12 protein-coding genes are annotated in these 15,154 nt (G+C 73.8%); 5 read left to right on the top strand and 7 right to left on the bottom strand.

The features are described 5' to 3' along the window. Both AAHH18_RS08430 and AAHH18_RS08425 read right to left on the bottom strand, forming a co-directional pair. Positions 1 to 1,354: DEAD/DEAH box helicase (locus tag AAHH18_RS08430; protein WP_343301299.1), on the bottom strand; the 1,354-nt coding region annotated here is incomplete at its 3' end. A 76-nt stretch (positions 1,355 to 1,430) separates the two neighbouring features. Continuing rightward, on the bottom strand, positions 1,431 to 2,078 hold the full coding sequence (locus tag AAHH18_RS08425; protein WP_283319423.1) for a PilZ domain-containing protein: 648 nt from the start codon (positions 2,076 to 2,078) through the stop codon (positions 1,431 to 1,433). Positions 2,079 to 2,399: 321 nt separating this feature from the next. Here AAHH18_RS08425 and AAHH18_RS08420 point away from each other — a divergent pair, with 321 nt between their 5' ends. From AAHH18_RS08420 to AAHH18_RS08400, 5 genes are all read left to right on the top strand, one after another. Further along, the gene (locus tag AAHH18_RS08420; protein ID WP_343301298.1) at positions 2,400 to 4,304 is read left to right on the top strand and encodes a putative bifunctional diguanylate cyclase/phosphodiesterase; all 1,905 of its coding nucleotides are present in this window, start codon (positions 2,400 to 2,402) and stop codon (positions 4,302 to 4,304) included. An 83-nt stretch (positions 4,305 to 4,387) separates the two neighbouring features. Continuing rightward, positions 4,388 to 5,023, top strand: coding sequence for a hypothetical protein (locus tag AAHH18_RS08415; protein WP_343301297.1), 636 nt, complete (start codon positions 4,388 to 4,390; stop codon positions 5,021 to 5,023). A gap of 25 nt (positions 5,024 to 5,048) precedes the next feature. Beyond that, entirely contained in the window at positions 5,049 to 5,783 is a 735-nt protein-coding gene (locus tag AAHH18_RS08410; RefSeq protein WP_343301296.1) for a S24/S26 family peptidase, read from the top strand. Further along, on the top strand, positions 5,764 to 6,045 hold the full coding sequence (locus AAHH18_RS08405) for a hypothetical protein (protein ID WP_343301295.1): 282 nt from the start codon (positions 5,764 to 5,766) through the stop codon (positions 6,043 to 6,045). Before AAHH18_RS08410 ends, AAHH18_RS08405 begins: the two co-directional genes overlap by 20 nt. A 212-nt stretch (positions 6,046 to 6,257) precedes the next feature. After that, on the top strand, positions 6,258 to 6,986 hold the full coding sequence (locus tag AAHH18_RS08400; protein ID WP_343301294.1) for a phosphoribosyltransferase: 729 nt from the start codon (positions 6,258 to 6,260) through the stop codon (positions 6,984 to 6,986). Here AAHH18_RS08400 and AAHH18_RS08395 read toward each other — a convergent pair. The 5 genes from AAHH18_RS08395 to AAHH18_RS08375 form a co-directional block, all read right to left on the bottom strand. After that, positions 6,983 to 8,005 (bottom strand): glycosyltransferase family 2 protein, encoded by a 1,023-nt coding sequence (locus AAHH18_RS08395; RefSeq protein WP_343301293.1) that lies wholly within the window; start codon positions 8,003 to 8,005, stop codon positions 6,983 to 6,985. The two genes, AAHH18_RS08400 and AAHH18_RS08395, sit on opposite strands and share 4 nt — an antisense overlap. Then, a complete protein-coding gene (locus AAHH18_RS08390) occupies positions 8,002 to 8,646 on the bottom strand; it encodes a hypothetical protein (RefSeq protein ID WP_343301292.1) in 645 nt (214 codons plus the stop codon). Before AAHH18_RS08390 ends, AAHH18_RS08395 begins: the two co-directional genes overlap by 4 nt. Before the next feature lie 37 nt (positions 8,647 to 8,683). Further along, a complete protein-coding gene (locus AAHH18_RS08385; protein WP_343301291.1) occupies positions 8,684 to 11,152 on the bottom strand; it encodes a glycoside hydrolase family 3 C-terminal domain-containing protein in 2,469 nt (822 codons plus the stop codon). A gap of 347 nt (positions 11,153 to 11,499) precedes the next feature. Next, positions 11,500 to 14,505 (bottom strand): glycoside hydrolase family 3 protein, encoded by a 3,006-nt coding sequence (locus tag AAHH18_RS08380; RefSeq protein ID WP_343301290.1) that lies wholly within the window; start codon positions 14,503 to 14,505, stop codon positions 11,500 to 11,502. A 164-nt stretch (positions 14,506 to 14,669) separates the two neighbouring features. After that, the gene (locus AAHH18_RS08375; RefSeq protein WP_343301289.1) at positions 14,670 to 15,089 is read right to left on the bottom strand and encodes a hypothetical protein; all 420 of its coding nucleotides are present in this window, start codon (positions 15,087 to 15,089) and stop codon (positions 14,670 to 14,672) included. Positions 15,090 to 15,154 lie beyond the last annotated feature (65 nt).

The following is a 15,154-nucleotide window of genomic DNA, read 5'->3' as shown; positions in this document are numbered from 1 at the left end:
CGGGCCGGTCGCCCGCGGCGCCCCGTCCCCGCGTGCCGCGCTCGGCGGCCACGCCGGACGTGGTCCCGGCGCGGGTCGCGTCGCCCTGGCCCGTGCGTCCGGTGCCGCGACCGCCCCGGCCCCCGCGGCGGGAACCGGTGCCGGAGGCGGCGCGCTGCGCCGTAGCGGCGGGGGCGGCGGGCGCGACACGCTCGGCGACGTCCCCGACGAGCCCGGCGACGACGGCGGAGCCCGGGGCGACCCGCTGCGGGGTCACCGTGATGCGGGCCTTGCGGGTGAGGTCCCGGACGTCACCGGCCTGCTCGGGCAGCATCACGGTGACGACGTCACCGCCGGACCCGGCCCGCGCGGTGCGCCCGGAGCGGTGCAGGTAGGCCTTGTGCTCGGCCGGCGGGTCGACGTGCACGACCAGCTCGATGTCGTCGACGTGGATGCCGCGCGCCGCGATGTCGGTCGCGACGAGCACGCGCACCTCCCCGCTCGTGAACGCCGCGAGGTTCCGCTCGCGGGCGCCCTGGCCGAGGTTGCCCTGCAGGTCCACCGCGGGGATCCCGTCGGCGGTGAGCTGCTTGGCGAGCTTCTTGGCCTGGTGCTTGGTGCGGGTGAACAGCACGCGGCGCCCGGTGCCGGACGCGAGCTCGCGCACGACCTCCTTCTTGGCGTCCGCGTCCGCCACGGAGAGGACGTGGTGGGTCATGGTGGACACGGGCGCGACCGCGGGGTCCACGGAGTGCGTGGTCGGCCGGTCCAGGTACCGCGACACCAGCGCGTCGACGCCGTTGTCCAGCGTGGCCGAGAACAGCAGGCGCTGGCCGCCGCGGGGCGTGCGGTCGAGCAGCCGCTTCACCACGGGCAGGAACCCGAGGTCGGCCATGTGGTCCGCCTCGTCGAGGACGGTGACCTCGACGGCGTCGAGCGAGCACAGCCCCTGGCGGATGAGGTCCTCGAGGCGGCCGGGGCAGGCGACGAGGACGTCGATGCCGGCGTTGAGCGCGGTCACCTGACGGCTCTGCGCGACACCGCCGAACACGGTCGTGGACGTCAGGCCGCTGACGGCGGCGAGGGGTTCGACCGTCGCGTGGATCTGGGTCGCGAGCTCCCGGGTGGGGGCGAGCACGAGGGCCCGCGGCCGGGCCGGGGCCCGCCGGGTGCGCGACGCGGCGAGCCGGGTGACGACCGGCAGCGCGAACGCGATCGTCTTGCCGGAGCCGGTGCGGCCGCGGCCGAGCACGTCGCGGCCCGCGAGCGTGTCGGGCAGCGTCGCGGTCTGGATCGGGAACGGGTCGGTGATGCCGCGCTGGGCGAGGGAGGCCGCGAGGGCGGCCGGGACACCGAGATCGGTGAAGGAAGGCATGGGTGAGGTCTTTCCGGCGTCGGATTCGGGCCGCAGGTCCGTGCGCGCGGGGCGGCGACCGGCGCCGGCGGCTCGGTCAGGCGAGCGTCTGCTGGCGGCGCTGGGCGCCCTGCGTGCGCAGGACGTAGCGGAAGAGCGCGTCCGTCTCCCGCGGGGAGGTCTCCACGAACCGGCAGCCGTAGTGCGTCCCGGAGCGCGAGGGCTGGGCACGGACGACGACCGCCTGCAGCCAGAACGCGTCCGACAGCTCGGGGAAGACGAACCTCACCGTGCTGCCGGGGGGCAGCTCGGTCTGACTCATCATACGCATCCCGTGCGCGGACACGTCGAGCACGGTGAACTGCACGGGCCGTTCCCCGCTCCCGGGCGCCCCGTCCCCGGCGGGTGTCGCGCCCTCGTCGTGCGGGGTGCCGGCCGGGGTCGCGAAGCCCTCGCACTCCACGCTGACGGCCACCCGGGCCACCGCGCGCTTCTGGAGCGTGGACAGCAGCTCGACGCCCGCGAACGCGACGGTGTCGGCGGTGATGCGGGCGACGGCGCCGACGTACACGCACTCGCCGCGCACCTCGTCGAGCACGCGCAGCGTGTAGTGCTCGCCCTCCGCGACGCCGCGCACGATGCCCTCGGTGCCCGCCCAGAGGACGCCGTCGTCGTAGGTCCGCACGTAGCCGGACAGCACGGTGCGGCCGTCGTGCTCGACGGAGCACAGGGCGAGCTCGTGCATCGGGACGCTCCGGGGCCGCAGGAGGGGGGCGGCTGGACCTTACCCCGCCCGCGCGCGGGCGGGCGTGACCCGAACGGGTGCCGGCGCCGTGGCGTCGCGACCGGGGTGCGCCGGGTCCCGCGCCCGGCGGCAGACCGGGCAATTGTGGCGAAACGCCGCAACACGGATCTTCTCGCCAATTCCGGCGCGTCGCACCTAGTCTCGGGACCGGTCGCGCACACCCTCGTGGCCGTCCCTGCGAGCACCCGAGGCCGTCCGCTGGCAACCGCACACCGCCGCTGGCCGCTGACCCGGTACTTCGCCGTCGTCAGCGTCCTCGCCATGCTCGCGCTCGGCGTCGCCCTCGTGCTCGTCACGGGCGACGTCATGCAGAAGCAGGCCCAGCGCGACGGCATCGCGCTCGCCCGGTCCATCGAGTCCTACGCCTCCGCCGGGGTCCCCGAGGAGGCCTTCACCGTCGGCGTGCTCGCGCCCGACGACGCCCAGCGGGTCACCGAGCAGGTCGCCGGCTTCCGCGAGCTGCGGCGCCTGCGCCTCTGGACGGTCGACGGCACCCTGCTGTACGACTCGCACGCGGACTCCACCGGGTTCGCGGACGGCGAGCGGCTGGACGCCGCGACCCGCGAGCGGGAGCCGGTCGCCCAGGTCGTCACCGTGGTGCGCGGCGAGCAGGTCGGCGGCACCGAGACCACCCTGCTCGACGTCTACGTCCCGGTGCAGCAGGGCCGCGTCGTCATCGGCGCCGCCGAGGTCATGCTCGACTACCAGGGCACCGCCGACGCGGTGTCGTCGGCCGTGCGCACCGTCACGCTCGTCGTCGCCGGCGGGCTCGCCCTGCTGTGGGTGCTGCTGTTCCGGACCGTGCGCAACGCCTCGCGCCGGCTGCAGGCGTCCGCCCTGGAGAACGCCCGGCTCGCCCTGCTGGACTCCCTGACCGGGCTGCCGAACCGGCGGATGCTCGCGGACCGGCTCGCGCGGGCGATCGACGAGTCCTCGGCGACCGGCGGCACCGTCGGCCTCGCGCTGCTGGACATCGACCGGTTCAAGGACATCAACGACTCGCTCGGCCACGACCGCGGCGACGAGCTGCTCGAGCAGGTCGCCGAGCGCCTGCGGGGCGCCCTGCGCGAGGACGACGTGGTGGCCCGGCTCGGCGGCGACGAGTTCGCGATCCTGCTGCCGGACGTCCGGTCCGTGGCCGACGCGGACGCCGCGGCCCGCCGGGTGCGGCAGCTGTTCGTGCCGCCGTTCATGCTCGGGGACCTGGCCCTGCACGTCGACACCTCCATCGGCGTCGCGTGCCTGCCGGACCACGCCGAGGACGCGTCCTCGCTGATGCGGATGGCGGACGTCGCGATGTACACCGCCAAGACGCACCGCCTGGGCGTCTCCGTCTACTCGCCCGAGGAGGACGACTCCTCGCCGGCCCGCCTCGTGCTGCTCGGGGACCTGCACCGCGCGCTCGGGGTCGCCGACGAGCTCGAGCTGCACTACCAGCCGAAGATCGACCTGCGCACCGGCCGGACCGTCGGCCTCGAGGCGCTCATGCGCTGGCGCCACCCCACCCGGGGGATGCTGCCACCGGACCTGTTCGTGCCGCTCGCGGAGCAGTCGGGCCTGATCCACGACCTGACGCGGTACGCCCTGCGCGCGTGCGTCGAGCAGCTCGCGGCGTGGCGGGAGCACGGCGAGCCCGTGCCGGTCGCGGTCAACCTCTCGGCGCACGACGTCACGTCCGCCACCGTCGCCGAGGTGATCGAGCACCTGCTGGCCACGCACGACGTGACGCCGGACCTGCTGGAGGTCGAGATCACCGAGACGGCCCTGGTCAGCGACCCGTCGCGGGTCGTCCCCGTGCTGCAGCGCCTGGCCGACGCGGGCGTCCGGGTCGCGATCGACGACTTCGGCATCGGCAACACCTCGATCTCCCAGCTCCGCGACCTGCCCGTGCACGGGCTGAAGATCGACCGGCTGTTCGTCGCGGACCTCTCGGCGACGGGCCGCGAGGGGTCCGAGGTCGTCGTCAAGGCCATGGTCGACCTCGCGCACTCGTTCGGCCTGCAGGTCGTCGCCGAGGGCGTCGAGGACGGCCGGACCGCCGAGGTGCTGCGCCGGCTGACCGTCGACCAGGCCCAGGGCTACCTGTACTCCCCCGCCGTGCCGCCCGACCGGCTGCGCGCCGAGGACCTGCCGCGTGACGTGGACCCGCGACACGCGGTCACATGACTCACCCGAGAACCGGACATCCGGGCTCAAGGTGCGCGACGATCTGACCGATAGCACCCGGTACGACCGTTTCGAACTCACCCGTGAGGATGACCACCCGGATGGACGAGCTGCTCCGCGAGATGATCACGCCGCCGCCGCCGCGCCGCGACCCGGCACGACGCCGCCGCCTGGTGACCACCGTCGCGATCCTCGGCATGGCCGGTCTCGGCATGACGTCGCTCGTGACGTCCGCTATCTTCACCGACAACGACGACACCGGGCGCACCGGCATCACCACCGGGACCGTCGACATCGCCGCCGGCGAGGACGCCGCGTTCACCCTGCCCCCCGGGCTGCTGGCGCCCGGCGACGACATCTTCAGCGCCGTCACGGTCGAGAACGACGGCTCCCTCGCGCTGGTCTACGGCGTCACGTACACCGCGACCGACCCCGACGGGAAGGCGCTGGCCGGGCAGCTCGGGCTCACGCTGTACGCCGCGCCGACGTGCACCGCCGCCGGCGTGGACGGGCGTGAGGTGCTCGCCCAGGTCGACGCCCTGTCCACCGCGCCGCAGCAGATCGTCCCGGTGGAGCGCCGGATCATCGCGGGCTCCGCCGAGGCGCTGTGCGTCCAGGTGACCGTGCCCGAGTCGCTCGGCGACGACTTCCAGGACGCGACCACCGACCTCGAGCTGACGTTCGACGCCCAGCAGGACCCCGAGAACCCGCACCTGTGACGGCGGGCCCACCACCCGAGGAGCGATGACCAGGAGGCCGCGCCCGGCCGTCGAGCGCCGGGCACCGCACCCGGACCGGCCGCGCCGCGCGACCCCGGTTCCGGCGGGACGACGCGCCCTGCGCGCCGGGCTGTGGACGGTCATCGTGCTCTGCGGCCTCGCCTACGCCACGTCGGTGGCGGTGCCCCTGTGGTTCCAGGCCAACGGCCAGCGCCTGCTGATCGTCACGTCCGGCTCCATGTCCGGGCCCGAGCAGGGCTCGTTCGACGCCGGCGACGCCGTCGTCATGCGGCGCATCACCGACCCGTCGCAGCTCCGGATCGGGCAGGTGGCCACGTTCTGGCCCGCGGGGTCGGACCAGCTCGTGACCCACCGGATCATCGCGCTGAGGAACCTGCCGGTGCTGCGGCAGGACGAGGCGACCGGCCGGATGGTCCAGCAGGACGACCCGGTGACGGGCGAGCCGCTGACCCGGCCGTACATCTTCACCAAGGGCGACGCGAACGCCGAGCCCGACCCCGACGCCACGCCCCTGTCGCAGGTGCGCGGCATCATCCTCGACGTGCACCCCCGCTGGGGCTGGGTGCTGGCCTGGGCCGGCTCGGCGCAGGGCCGGGCCGCGATGCTCGTGCCGCCGCTCGCCGCGCTCGCGACCCTGGAGCTGCTGTCCCTGCTCGACGACCGGCGCGCCCGCCGTGCCGCGGGCGACCGGCGGGCAGCCGCCCGGCAGCACCGTGACGATGCGCTCCTCCTCGGCTGACACCCGCGGCCACGCCGGGCCGCGCGAGCCCGTGCTGGGCAGGCGCACGCGTGCCGTCCTCACCGCGCTGCTGGTCGGCGTCGCCGTCGTGGGGCCGGCCGTGGGGATCGCCTCCGCCCGGTTCGGCGCCGCGGACGCCGTGACGATCTCGATCACGGTGACGCGGACCGACCCGGCTCCCGGCCCGGCGACGACGGGCCCGACGGCGGGTCCGACGACGACGGCGCCGGAGGCCTCCGGACCGGCCACGACCGCGCCCTGACGGGAGCCCCCGGGGAGGCCGCACGGCCGCGTCGTCGCCGCGCCTCCGCGTCGTCGCCGCACGGCCGCGATGCCGGGCGGGGCCGCACGCCGCCGGCCGGCCCCGGTCCGTCGGGTCGCGCCCCTGCGTCGACCCGACCGGCCGGGAGCCGGCCGACGCGTCCCAGGGTCGCGCCGGTCCCGCGCCGTCGCATCCGGAGTAGCGTCGCAGGCATGGCGGGCGCCGGCACCGCCCGGGGCGGGCGGACGAGGCGCGGGGAACCGTTCGCGGACCGCGCGCGGGCCGGTGCCGCGCTCGCGCGGGTGCTGGCGGGCGACCCCCGCCTGACGGACGCCGTCGTCCTCGCGCTGCCGCGCGGCGGGGTACCGGTGGCGGGCCCCGTCGCCGCGTCGCTCGGGGCGCCGCTCGACGTCCTGGTGGTCCGCAAGCTGGGCCTCCCGGGGCACCCCGAGCTCGCCATGGGGGCGCTGGCCGGGCTCGCGGGGGACGTCGTGGAGGTCCGCAACGACGCCGTGCTGCGCGCCGCCGGCGTGAGCCCGGACGCGTTCGCCGAGGTCCGGGCCGCGGAGGCGGCGGAGCTCCGCCGGCGCGAGGCGGCCTACCGCGGGGACCGCGCCCCGCAGGCCGTCGCCGGCCGCACGGTGCTGGTGGTGGACGACGGGGCCGCGACGGGCGCCAGCGTCCGGGCCGCGGTGGCGGCGCTGCGACGGCAGGGCGCGGCGCGGGTGGTCGTCGCGCTGCCGGTCTGCCCGCCGGACACCGCGCGGCTGCTGGCCGCGGAGGCCGACGGGCTGGTGTGCCTGCGCGAGCCGGCGGTGTTCGCGGCGGTCGGCCAGGAGTACCGCGACTTCGCCCCGACGCCCGACGCGGAGGTCTGCCGGGTGCTCGACGCCGCCCGGGAGCGCGGGGCCGAGCCGTCCGGCCCGCCCGGCCCCGCCTAGCTGAAGCCGATGGCGCGCTGCGCGACGCGGTACGCCAGCACCGACACCCGGCGCCCGGCCGCCCCGGGGAGGTTGCAGATCTGTCCGAGGGCGGACCAGCGCACGCGGCGGTAGAGCCAGGGGTCGGCGGCGCGCAGGCGCTCCCAGAGGCGGTCCTTCTCGGCGAGGGACTCGCGGGTGCCGGCGCGGATGAGCAGGATGGAGGAGACCGCGCAGATGATCTCGACGTAGTGCAGCAGGTAGCGGCGCAGGCGCCGGTCGCTCACGGGGGTGCGTGAGACGTGTTCGAGCATCAGCCAGTTCACCCGGAGCTGCTGGTCCAGGCGGCGCAGCATGACGGACTCCTGCACGGACTGGTCGGCGCGCCCGATGAAGTACCGGTACAGGTCGACGTCCAGGTAGTACAGGGTCCGCACGGCGTGCAGGGGGACCAGGGCGTAGAGGTTGTCGACGTAGAAGGTGTGCTCGGGCAGGCGCAGCCCGACCTGGCGCAGCACGGCGGTGCGGTAGGTCAGGGCGTGCATCATCAGGTACTGGCGTTTGGCGAACCGGCCGGTGGCGTCCCAGCCGATGACCCGCCCGCGGGGCAGGGCGCCGGCGTAGCGCACGGCGGTCTTGGTGCGCTTGCCGACCTTCTCGTAGACGAAGTTCGCCACCAGCAGGTCGACCTCCTGCTCCCCGGTCCGGAACCCGCGCAGGGTCGTCAGGACCTGGGCCAGGGCGTCGCGGTCGAGCCAGTCGTCGGCGTCCACGACCTTGAGGTAGTCCCCGCGGGCGTGGTCCAGGCCGGCGTTGATCGCCGACCCGTGCCCGCCGTTGGGCTTGCGCAGCAGCCGCACCAGGCCCGGGAACCGGTCGACGTACTCGTGGGCGAGCACCGCGGTGCCGTCACTGGAGCCGTCGTCGACGACGATGACCTCGAGGTCCGGGCCGAAGTCGACCAGGGAGTCCAGCGCCCGGGCGAGGTAGTCCTGGGCGTTGTAGGCCGGGACGACGACGGTCAGCAGCGGGCTCGTCACGACGTCCGCACCTCCCCGGCGTCGGCGTCGGCTGCTGCGGCCGGCGCCGCGACCTCCGGGACCTGCTTGAAGATGACCTTGAAGATCGGGAAGAACACCCAGAACGAGATCGCGGCGTTGATGATCATCGTGACGAAGTCCGCCAGGGTCTCGCCCGTGCCGCCCAGACCCCAGGAGTCGATGAACAGGTCGTAGATCGGCGTCTTGTACAGGCCCTGGGCGGCGGCCGCCAGGATCGTGATCGCCACGTACGCGATCGCGTACCAGGCCGCGGCCTTGCCCACCGAGGTGTTCGACTTGAACGTGATGTTCCGCTGGGCGAAGAAGTTGATCACCTGCGCCACCAGCAAGGTGATCTGCACGGCCAGGAAGTATGCCAAGCCACCACCACCGCCCGGCAGGGCCCCGGCGGCGTAGTCGAACACGAAGAACTGCGACCCGTCCGGGTTGGACCCCACCGGCCAGACCTGGAACGCGGTGTCGACCAGCGACGTCATCCCGAACAACCACTTGATCAGCGGCATCAGCGCGAGCTGCAGCACCGTGATCCCGTTGCTCAGCAGGAAGAACACGACGAACTGGGCGACGCCGGGGCGCTTGACGGCGAACCGACGCCAGGCGTCGCGAAGGCGGGTGATCATCGCAGGTCTCTCTCGATCGAGGTGGAGCCGGGCCGGGTCAGGCGCTGCGGCCGGGGGCGTCGCCGGCGAGCTGCCGGGCGGTGCGCCGGTTGGCGCGGCGGTTGCGGACGAACGCGCGCACCGTGGCGCCCGTCCCCGAGAAGAAGTGGCCGTTGACGATGCGGACGATCCCGTCCACCATCGCGGCGTCGACCATGCCGTTGGTCATCTTCCCGATCGCGCGGAACGGCATGTTGAGCAGGAACAGGATGTTCAGATCCGGCTTCCCGCGGCGGTCCGCGACGTCCCGCCGCCACGCCAGCACCCGGAACGCCAGACGCGCCAGCGGCGAACGGGCACCGGCCATCGCCGACAGGGGGTCGTTCACCGTCAGCGGCCCCGACCACACCGACGACGGCAACGGCCGACCCAGCAGCGCCACGAAGTCCGCATCCGGCACGTCCTGCACATCACCGGTGCGGTAACGCTCCGGCGTGGCGTCGGCCGCGTCCGGGGCCATCGTGCCTGCGACCTCGACGTCCGCGGACAGCGGCAGGTCCTCCACGTCCGCCCCGGCCAACACGCGCCACGTGCCCGACTCGACCTGCCAGGCCCCGGACGCGACGTCCCAGTGCCGGAACGCCGCCTCCCCCAGCGGAACCGTGACCGTGGCGGACTCCCCCGGCTCGAGCTCGACGCGCGCGAACCCCGCCAGCGTCCGCGCCGGACGGTGCACCCCAGGCGAGACGCGGGACACGTACACCTGCACCACGTCCGCGCCCGCCACCGGGCCGGTGTTGGTCACCGTCACCGTCGCGGCGTCCGCCGTCGCCGACAGGCCGGAGTGCGCGAACGTCGTGTACGACAGGCCGAACCCGAACGGGAACGCCACCGGCACGCCGGCCGTCGCGTAGTACCGGTAGCCGACGTACAGCCCCTCCCGGTACTCCGCCGTCCGACCCTGCGCGGGGAACGTCCCGGCGGTCGGGGTGTCGGCCAGCACCACGGGGACGGTCTCCGCCAGGTGGCCCGAGGGGTTGACGACGCCCGTGAGGACGTCGAGCAGCCCGCCCGCGCCCGCCTGCCCGGCGAGGAACCCGTGCACGAGGGCCTGCGCGGACCCGAGCCACGGCACCTCCACGACGCCGCCGCCCGCCAGCACCACGACCGTGCGCGGGTTGACCTCGGCGACCGCCCGGAGCACCTCCACCTGCGCGGCGTGCAGCGCGAGGGTCGAGCGGTCCAGGCCCTCGGACTCCGCGATCTCGTCCAGGCCGAGGAACAGCAGGGCCACGTCGGCGCCGCGCGCCGCCTCGACGGCCTCGGCGAGCAGCGCGGCGTCCGGGGTGCCGTCGCGCCGGAACCCGGCGGCGAACGCCGTCATCTCCAGCCCCGAGTCCCCGATCACGTCGAGCACCGAGTCGAGCCGGGTCGGGTTCACGGCGGAGGACCCGGCGCCCTGGTACCGCGGCGTGCGCGCGAAGTCGCCGACCACGGCGACGCGGGTCCCGGGCGCGAGCGGCAGGATCGCCTCGTCGTTCTTCAGCAGCACCGCCGATCGCGCGGCGACCTCCCGGGCCAGCGCGTGCTGCTCGAGCGGGTCCACCTCCGGCGCCGGGCTGCGGCGCGCGTCGGCGACCAGCCGCAGCACCTCGGCCGCACGGGCGTCGACGTCGGCCTGCGTGATCCGGCCGGTGCGCACGGCGTCGACGACCTGGCGAGCGGAGTCCAGGCCCGCGGCGGGCATCTCCAGGGTGCCCCCGGCGGCGACCGCGGCCACGACGTCGTTCGAGCCGCCCCAGTCGGAGATCACCGCACCGTCGAAGCCCCACTCCTCGCGCAGGACCGTGCCCAGCAGGAACGGGTCCTCATGCGCGTACACCCCGTTGACCAGGTTGTACGACGACATCACCGACCGGGGACGGGCCTGGGTCACCACGATCCCGAACGCCGACAGGTAGATCTCCCGCAACGTGCGCTCGTCCACCACGGAGTCCGACACCATCCGCCGCAGCTCCTGGGAGTTCGCGGCGTAGTGCTTCGGGCACGCCGCCACCCCCCGGGACTGGATGCCGCGCACGTACCCCGCCGCCATCCGCCCGGCCAGCAGCGGGTCCTCCGAGAAGTACTCGAAGTTCCGCCCGCCCAACGGCGAGCGCTTGACGTTCAGACCCGGGCCCAGCAGCACGTCCACGCCCTGCGCCGCGGCCTCGGCACCCAGCGCAGCACCGACCCGCTCGGCCAGCTCCACGTCCCACGTGTTCGCCACCGCCGCCGCCGTCGGGAAGCACGTGGCCGGCTGGGAGGCGGCGATCCCCAGGTGGTCGGCGGCACCCAGCTGCTTGCGCACCCCGTGCGGGCCGTCCGCCAACCACAACGACCGCACCCCGTGCCGCGGCAGGTCCCGGCTCTCCCAGACCGTCTTGCCCGTCAGCAGCGCCGCCTTCTCGAGCAGCGTCAGGCTCTCGGTCGTCACGTGGGTCCCGCCGCCCGAGGTGGTGGCGGCGTCCTCGCCGTGGAGTCGCACGGTGTCTCCTTGGTTGCCGGAGGGCGACGTCGTCGTCCCTGACTGCTCGCGGGTGCGACAGGTCGCCCCCTGGTGAAGGCTGCCGCCGTCGCCCGGCGGTGCGGGGCGCGGGTGCACGAACCGTCGTCACCCGCGCATGAATGGTCATCGCCCGAGGTCACCGGCCCGTCAGGCCCGGCGTCGGGCAGCACGCACCGCCCCGGCGGCGCGACGGCCGCGGGGTCGTGCGCGGTGGGGCTCCCCCGTCAGGCCGGCGGTGGTGGGCGCCACCGGCCTGACGGGGAGCGTGGTCGGGGTCGTCCCGGGGTGCGGGGCAGCGCACCCCGGGACCCGCCCGGGTCGGCCTGCTACCGGCCGTCGGACCCGCGGCCGGCACCGGCGACCGCCGGCTCGTCCGCGGCGGCGGGCTCGCCCGCACCCCGGTGCCGCAGCACGCGCCGCGTCACCAGGAACGCACCGGCCAGCAGCAGCAGGCCCATCACGATCGTCGCGATGATCTGGATGTACACCCAGGTCGGCGGCGTGTAGGACACCGTCGCCCCCGGAGCGAGCCCGTTCATCGCGTTGGAGTTGGCGACCGTGTACAGGATGTGGTGCGTCGCCGTCCGGATGTCCGTGACCGCCTTGGCCGACGAGGTGTCCGCGTACGACTTCGACGGCTGGAAGGTCAGGGTGAGGTCCGTGCCGGCGCTGATCGCCTGGTTCGGGTTCATGTACGGGTACAGGTTGAAGTCCGTGATGGCGAAGCCCTCGAACCCCCACTCGCCCCGCAGCACGTTCGTCATGAGCGCCTCGGAGCCACCGGCCCACGTCGCGCCGATCCGGTTGAACGAGCTCATGACCGCGGTCGAGCCGACCGTGGTGGTCGAGCGCGTGCCCTCGTCGTCGGACAGGTACGACACGTCCATCGTGACGCCCTTGACGGCCATCTCGAACGGCTTCAGGTAGAGCTCGCGGATCGTCTGCTCCGTGGCCCAGGTGGCGATGCCGTTGTTGACGCGGTTGGTCTCCTGGTCGTTGAGCGCGAAGTGCTTGAGCGTCGTGTAGACGCCCTTCGTCGCCGCGCCGTTGGAGACCGCCGTCATCATCGAGCCGGACAGGTACGGGTCCTCCGAGTAGTACTCGAAGTTGCGGCCCGCGAAGGGCGAGCGGTGCAGGTTCGCCGCGGGGGCGTACCAGCCCTGGACGTTCTTCGCGAGCGCCTCGTTGCCGATCATCTGGCCCATGGCGTGGCCCAGGTCGACGTCCCACGTCTGCGCGATGAGGAACTCCGACGGGTACGCCACGCCGTTGACGGACGCGTTGATGAACGAGGAGAACCCGGCCGGGCCGTCGAGCTCGGTGGTCGCCGGCTTGCCGATCGAGCCGATCGCGGGCGTCTGGTAGGCGCCGTTGAGCTGCATGTCGGTCATCTCGCCGACCGTCAGCGAGTCGAGCAGCTCGTCCCACTTCGGGTCGTCGAACGCGAGGCCCCGCAGGTCGATCAGCGACAGGTCGGTGCTCGCGCCGGTCGTGGGCATCTCACCCTCGAACGCCTCGGCGGCCGCCTCGTGGTCCCAGGCCGCGAAGCCGGCGGCCACCGCGTCGTCCGCGACGAGCTGGTCGGCCGTCGGGGCCGTGGGGAACGTGCCGGCGAAGTCCGCGCGGGACATCGACAGGATCTTGCCGTCGGTCGGCTCGGACACGAACTGCGCCGAGACGTCGTCGAACTGGTTGGTCACCTCGGCGGCGTCGCTCGCGCGGTGGTTCTCGCCCGAGTACACGACGTCGGAGTCGACCGTGTAGGTGAACGGCTCGGTGCCCGCGGCGACCGTGTGCGAGTCGGTGCGGACGGTCAGCTCGTAGTCGCCGGCCTCGAGCACGTAGGCGGCGGCGTCGGCGTAGTCGTACGACGCCATGTCCTCCACCGCGATCTCGATGGTGACGGACTCGCTCGCGCCCGGCTCGATGACGCCGGTCTTGTCGAACCCGCCGAGGACGACCTCGGGCTTCTCGATGCCGCCGGGGGTGTAGGGCGCCGAGTAGTAGAGCTCCACGACGTCGCGCCCGGCCACGTCACCGGTGTTGGTGACCTCGACCGTGACCGCGATGGTGCCGTCCACGTCCCCGGCCTGGGTGTCGGTGACCTCCCAGGAGAAGTCCGTGTAGGACAGCCCGTACCCGAACGGGTACACCACGGCCTCGTCGTAGTCGATGAACCCCTCGACCGCCGCGGTCTCGTAGTAGCGGTAGCCGATGTAGATGCCCTCGGCGTAGTTCACGAACGGCGCCTCGTCGGTCACCGTCGCGTTCGACGTCGCCGTCTCGATCGAGGACACCGGGTACGACACCGACAGGTTGTCGTACAGGTACCCCCCGAAGTTCTGGAACGTCGGGTCGGCCGTGAAGTCCGCCGCCCACACGTCGGCGGTCCGACCGGACGGGTTGACGTCACCGGACAGGATGCCGCCCAGGGCGTTGAAGCCCGTGGCGCCCGGGGAGCCGGCCAGCAGGATCGCGTCGACCCCGGCGTCCTGCTGCAGCGAACCCATCTCCATCGTGGTGGACGCGTTGACGACCACGACCACCGTGTCGAAGCTCGACGTCGCGAGCGCGATCAGGTCCTTCTCGTCCTTGTTCAGCTCCAGCTGGTGCTGACCCGGCTCGGCGTTGTCGTCCCAGTCCGTCATGTCCCGGGTCAGGTCACCGCCCTCACCGCCCGGACGGCCCAGGTAGACCACGGCGGCGTCGGAGTAGTCCGCGAACGAGGCCGCCTGGGCCTCGTAGCCGTCCACCGGCATCTCGCCGATCGTGTAGGAGGACGCGGCCGGGTTGTCCATCTCGATGTGCCCGCGCGGGTTCTCCGCCGCGAACGCCTCGATGGCCGAGTAGACGGCGTCGTTGACCTCGAAGCCCGCGTTCTCGAGCCCCTGGCGCGCGTCGACGGCCGTCGTGGTGTCGACCGAGCCGGAGCCCGCGCCGCCGAAGACCGGGTCCGCGGCGGCGCGGCCCAGCATGGTGACCTTCGCGCCCGCGGCCAGCGGCAGCGCGGCCTGCTCGTTCTTCGCCAGGACGATGCCGGCGCCGGAGATCTCCTCGACGAGCGCCTTCGCGGCCTCGTCGACCTCGTCGATGCCGTCGTAGTCCGAGCTGTAGTACTCGGTGTCCCAGTCCGCCGACTCGGCGGAGTTGGTGAACTCGTACGTCCCGGAGCCGAGCTGGGACGCGACCCAGCCGCCCGCGACGACCAGCGCCACGTTCGCCACGACCGTCACCACGGTGAGCAGGGCGAGCACGGGGACCCAGATCCCCAGGAACTTCTTGTTCGACATCCGCTTCTTCGCGCGGTCGGCGTTCTTCGCCCTGGCGTTCACTGCAGTCCTCCTCGAGTGCGGCCGGCGATCAGGTTAGGTGCGGGTTCCGGGTCGTCCGGACGGGCCGGACGATCGGTCGTTTCTGCGGCACGGACCGTCGCCGTGCGCGTGCGCCGGCCCCCTCGGGCGGGCGCACGCGCGCGACGGTCGGCCGGTACCGTCCGCTACTCGGTGACCTCGGTGATGGTGCCGTCCTGGTCGATCTGCCAGGTCTGGCCGGTCGCGGCGGAGTCGCCGTCGATCGTGTACTTCCCGCCGTCGATGGTGATGGTCCCCTGGATGCGGGACGCGGCGTCGGAGTAGGTGTAGGGCACGACCAGCAGGCCGTACTTCACGGTCGGCGCCTGCACGTCGCTGGCGAGCATGATCTGGCCCCAGGAGTCGTCCTCGGCCAGGGCGTCGGCGACGGCCTTCCGGGCGTTCTCCAGGTCCTCCGCGATGTCGGACTCGGTCGCGGCCTGCTCCTCGGACGAGGTCCCGCCGGTGCTGCCGCTGTCGTCGCTGCCGCAGGCGGCCAGGCCGAAGACGCCCGTCAGGGCGACCACGAGGGAGAGGCCGGTCGTCAGGGCCTTGTTGCGCTTCACGTCGTTCGCTCCTTGGTGAGTGCTGGCCGCGGGCCCACCCCGCGGCCGGTCCCGCCCGGGGCGGC

The organism is Cellulomonas olei (assembly GCF_039548315.1).
Lineage (GTDB): Bacteria > Actinomycetota > Actinomycetes > Actinomycetales > Cellulomonadaceae > Cellulomonas.
The sequence above is the reverse complement of the archived record's forward strand: the minus strand, read 5'-3'. Positions and strand labels throughout refer to the sequence as shown.

What these genes read in the sequence shown, in the direction of transcription:
- AAHH18_RS08390 (WP_343301292.1), bottom strand. Translation starts at nt 8,646, where the DNA reads ATGATCACCCGCCTTCGCGACGCCTGGCGTCGGTTCGCCGTCAAGCGC.
- AAHH18_RS08405 (WP_343301295.1), top strand. Translation starts at nt 5,764, where the DNA reads ATGCGCTCCTCCTCGGCTGACACCCGCGGCCACGCCGGGCCGCGCGAG.
- AAHH18_RS08410 (WP_343301296.1), top strand. Translation starts at nt 5,049, where the DNA reads ATGACCAGGAGGCCGCGCCCGGCCGTCGAGCGCCGGGCACCGCACCCG.
- AAHH18_RS08425 (WP_283319423.1), bottom strand. Translation starts at nt 2,078, where the DNA reads ATGCACGAGCTCGCCCTGTGCTCCGTCGAGCACGACGGCCGCACCGTG.
- AAHH18_RS08400 (WP_343301294.1), top strand. Translation starts at nt 6,258, where the DNA reads ATGGCGGGCGCCGGCACCGCCCGGGGCGGGCGGACGAGGCGCGGGGAA.
- AAHH18_RS08420 (WP_343301298.1), top strand. Translation starts at nt 2,400, where the DNA reads ATGCTCGCGCTCGGCGTCGCCCTCGTGCTCGTCACGGGCGACGTCATG.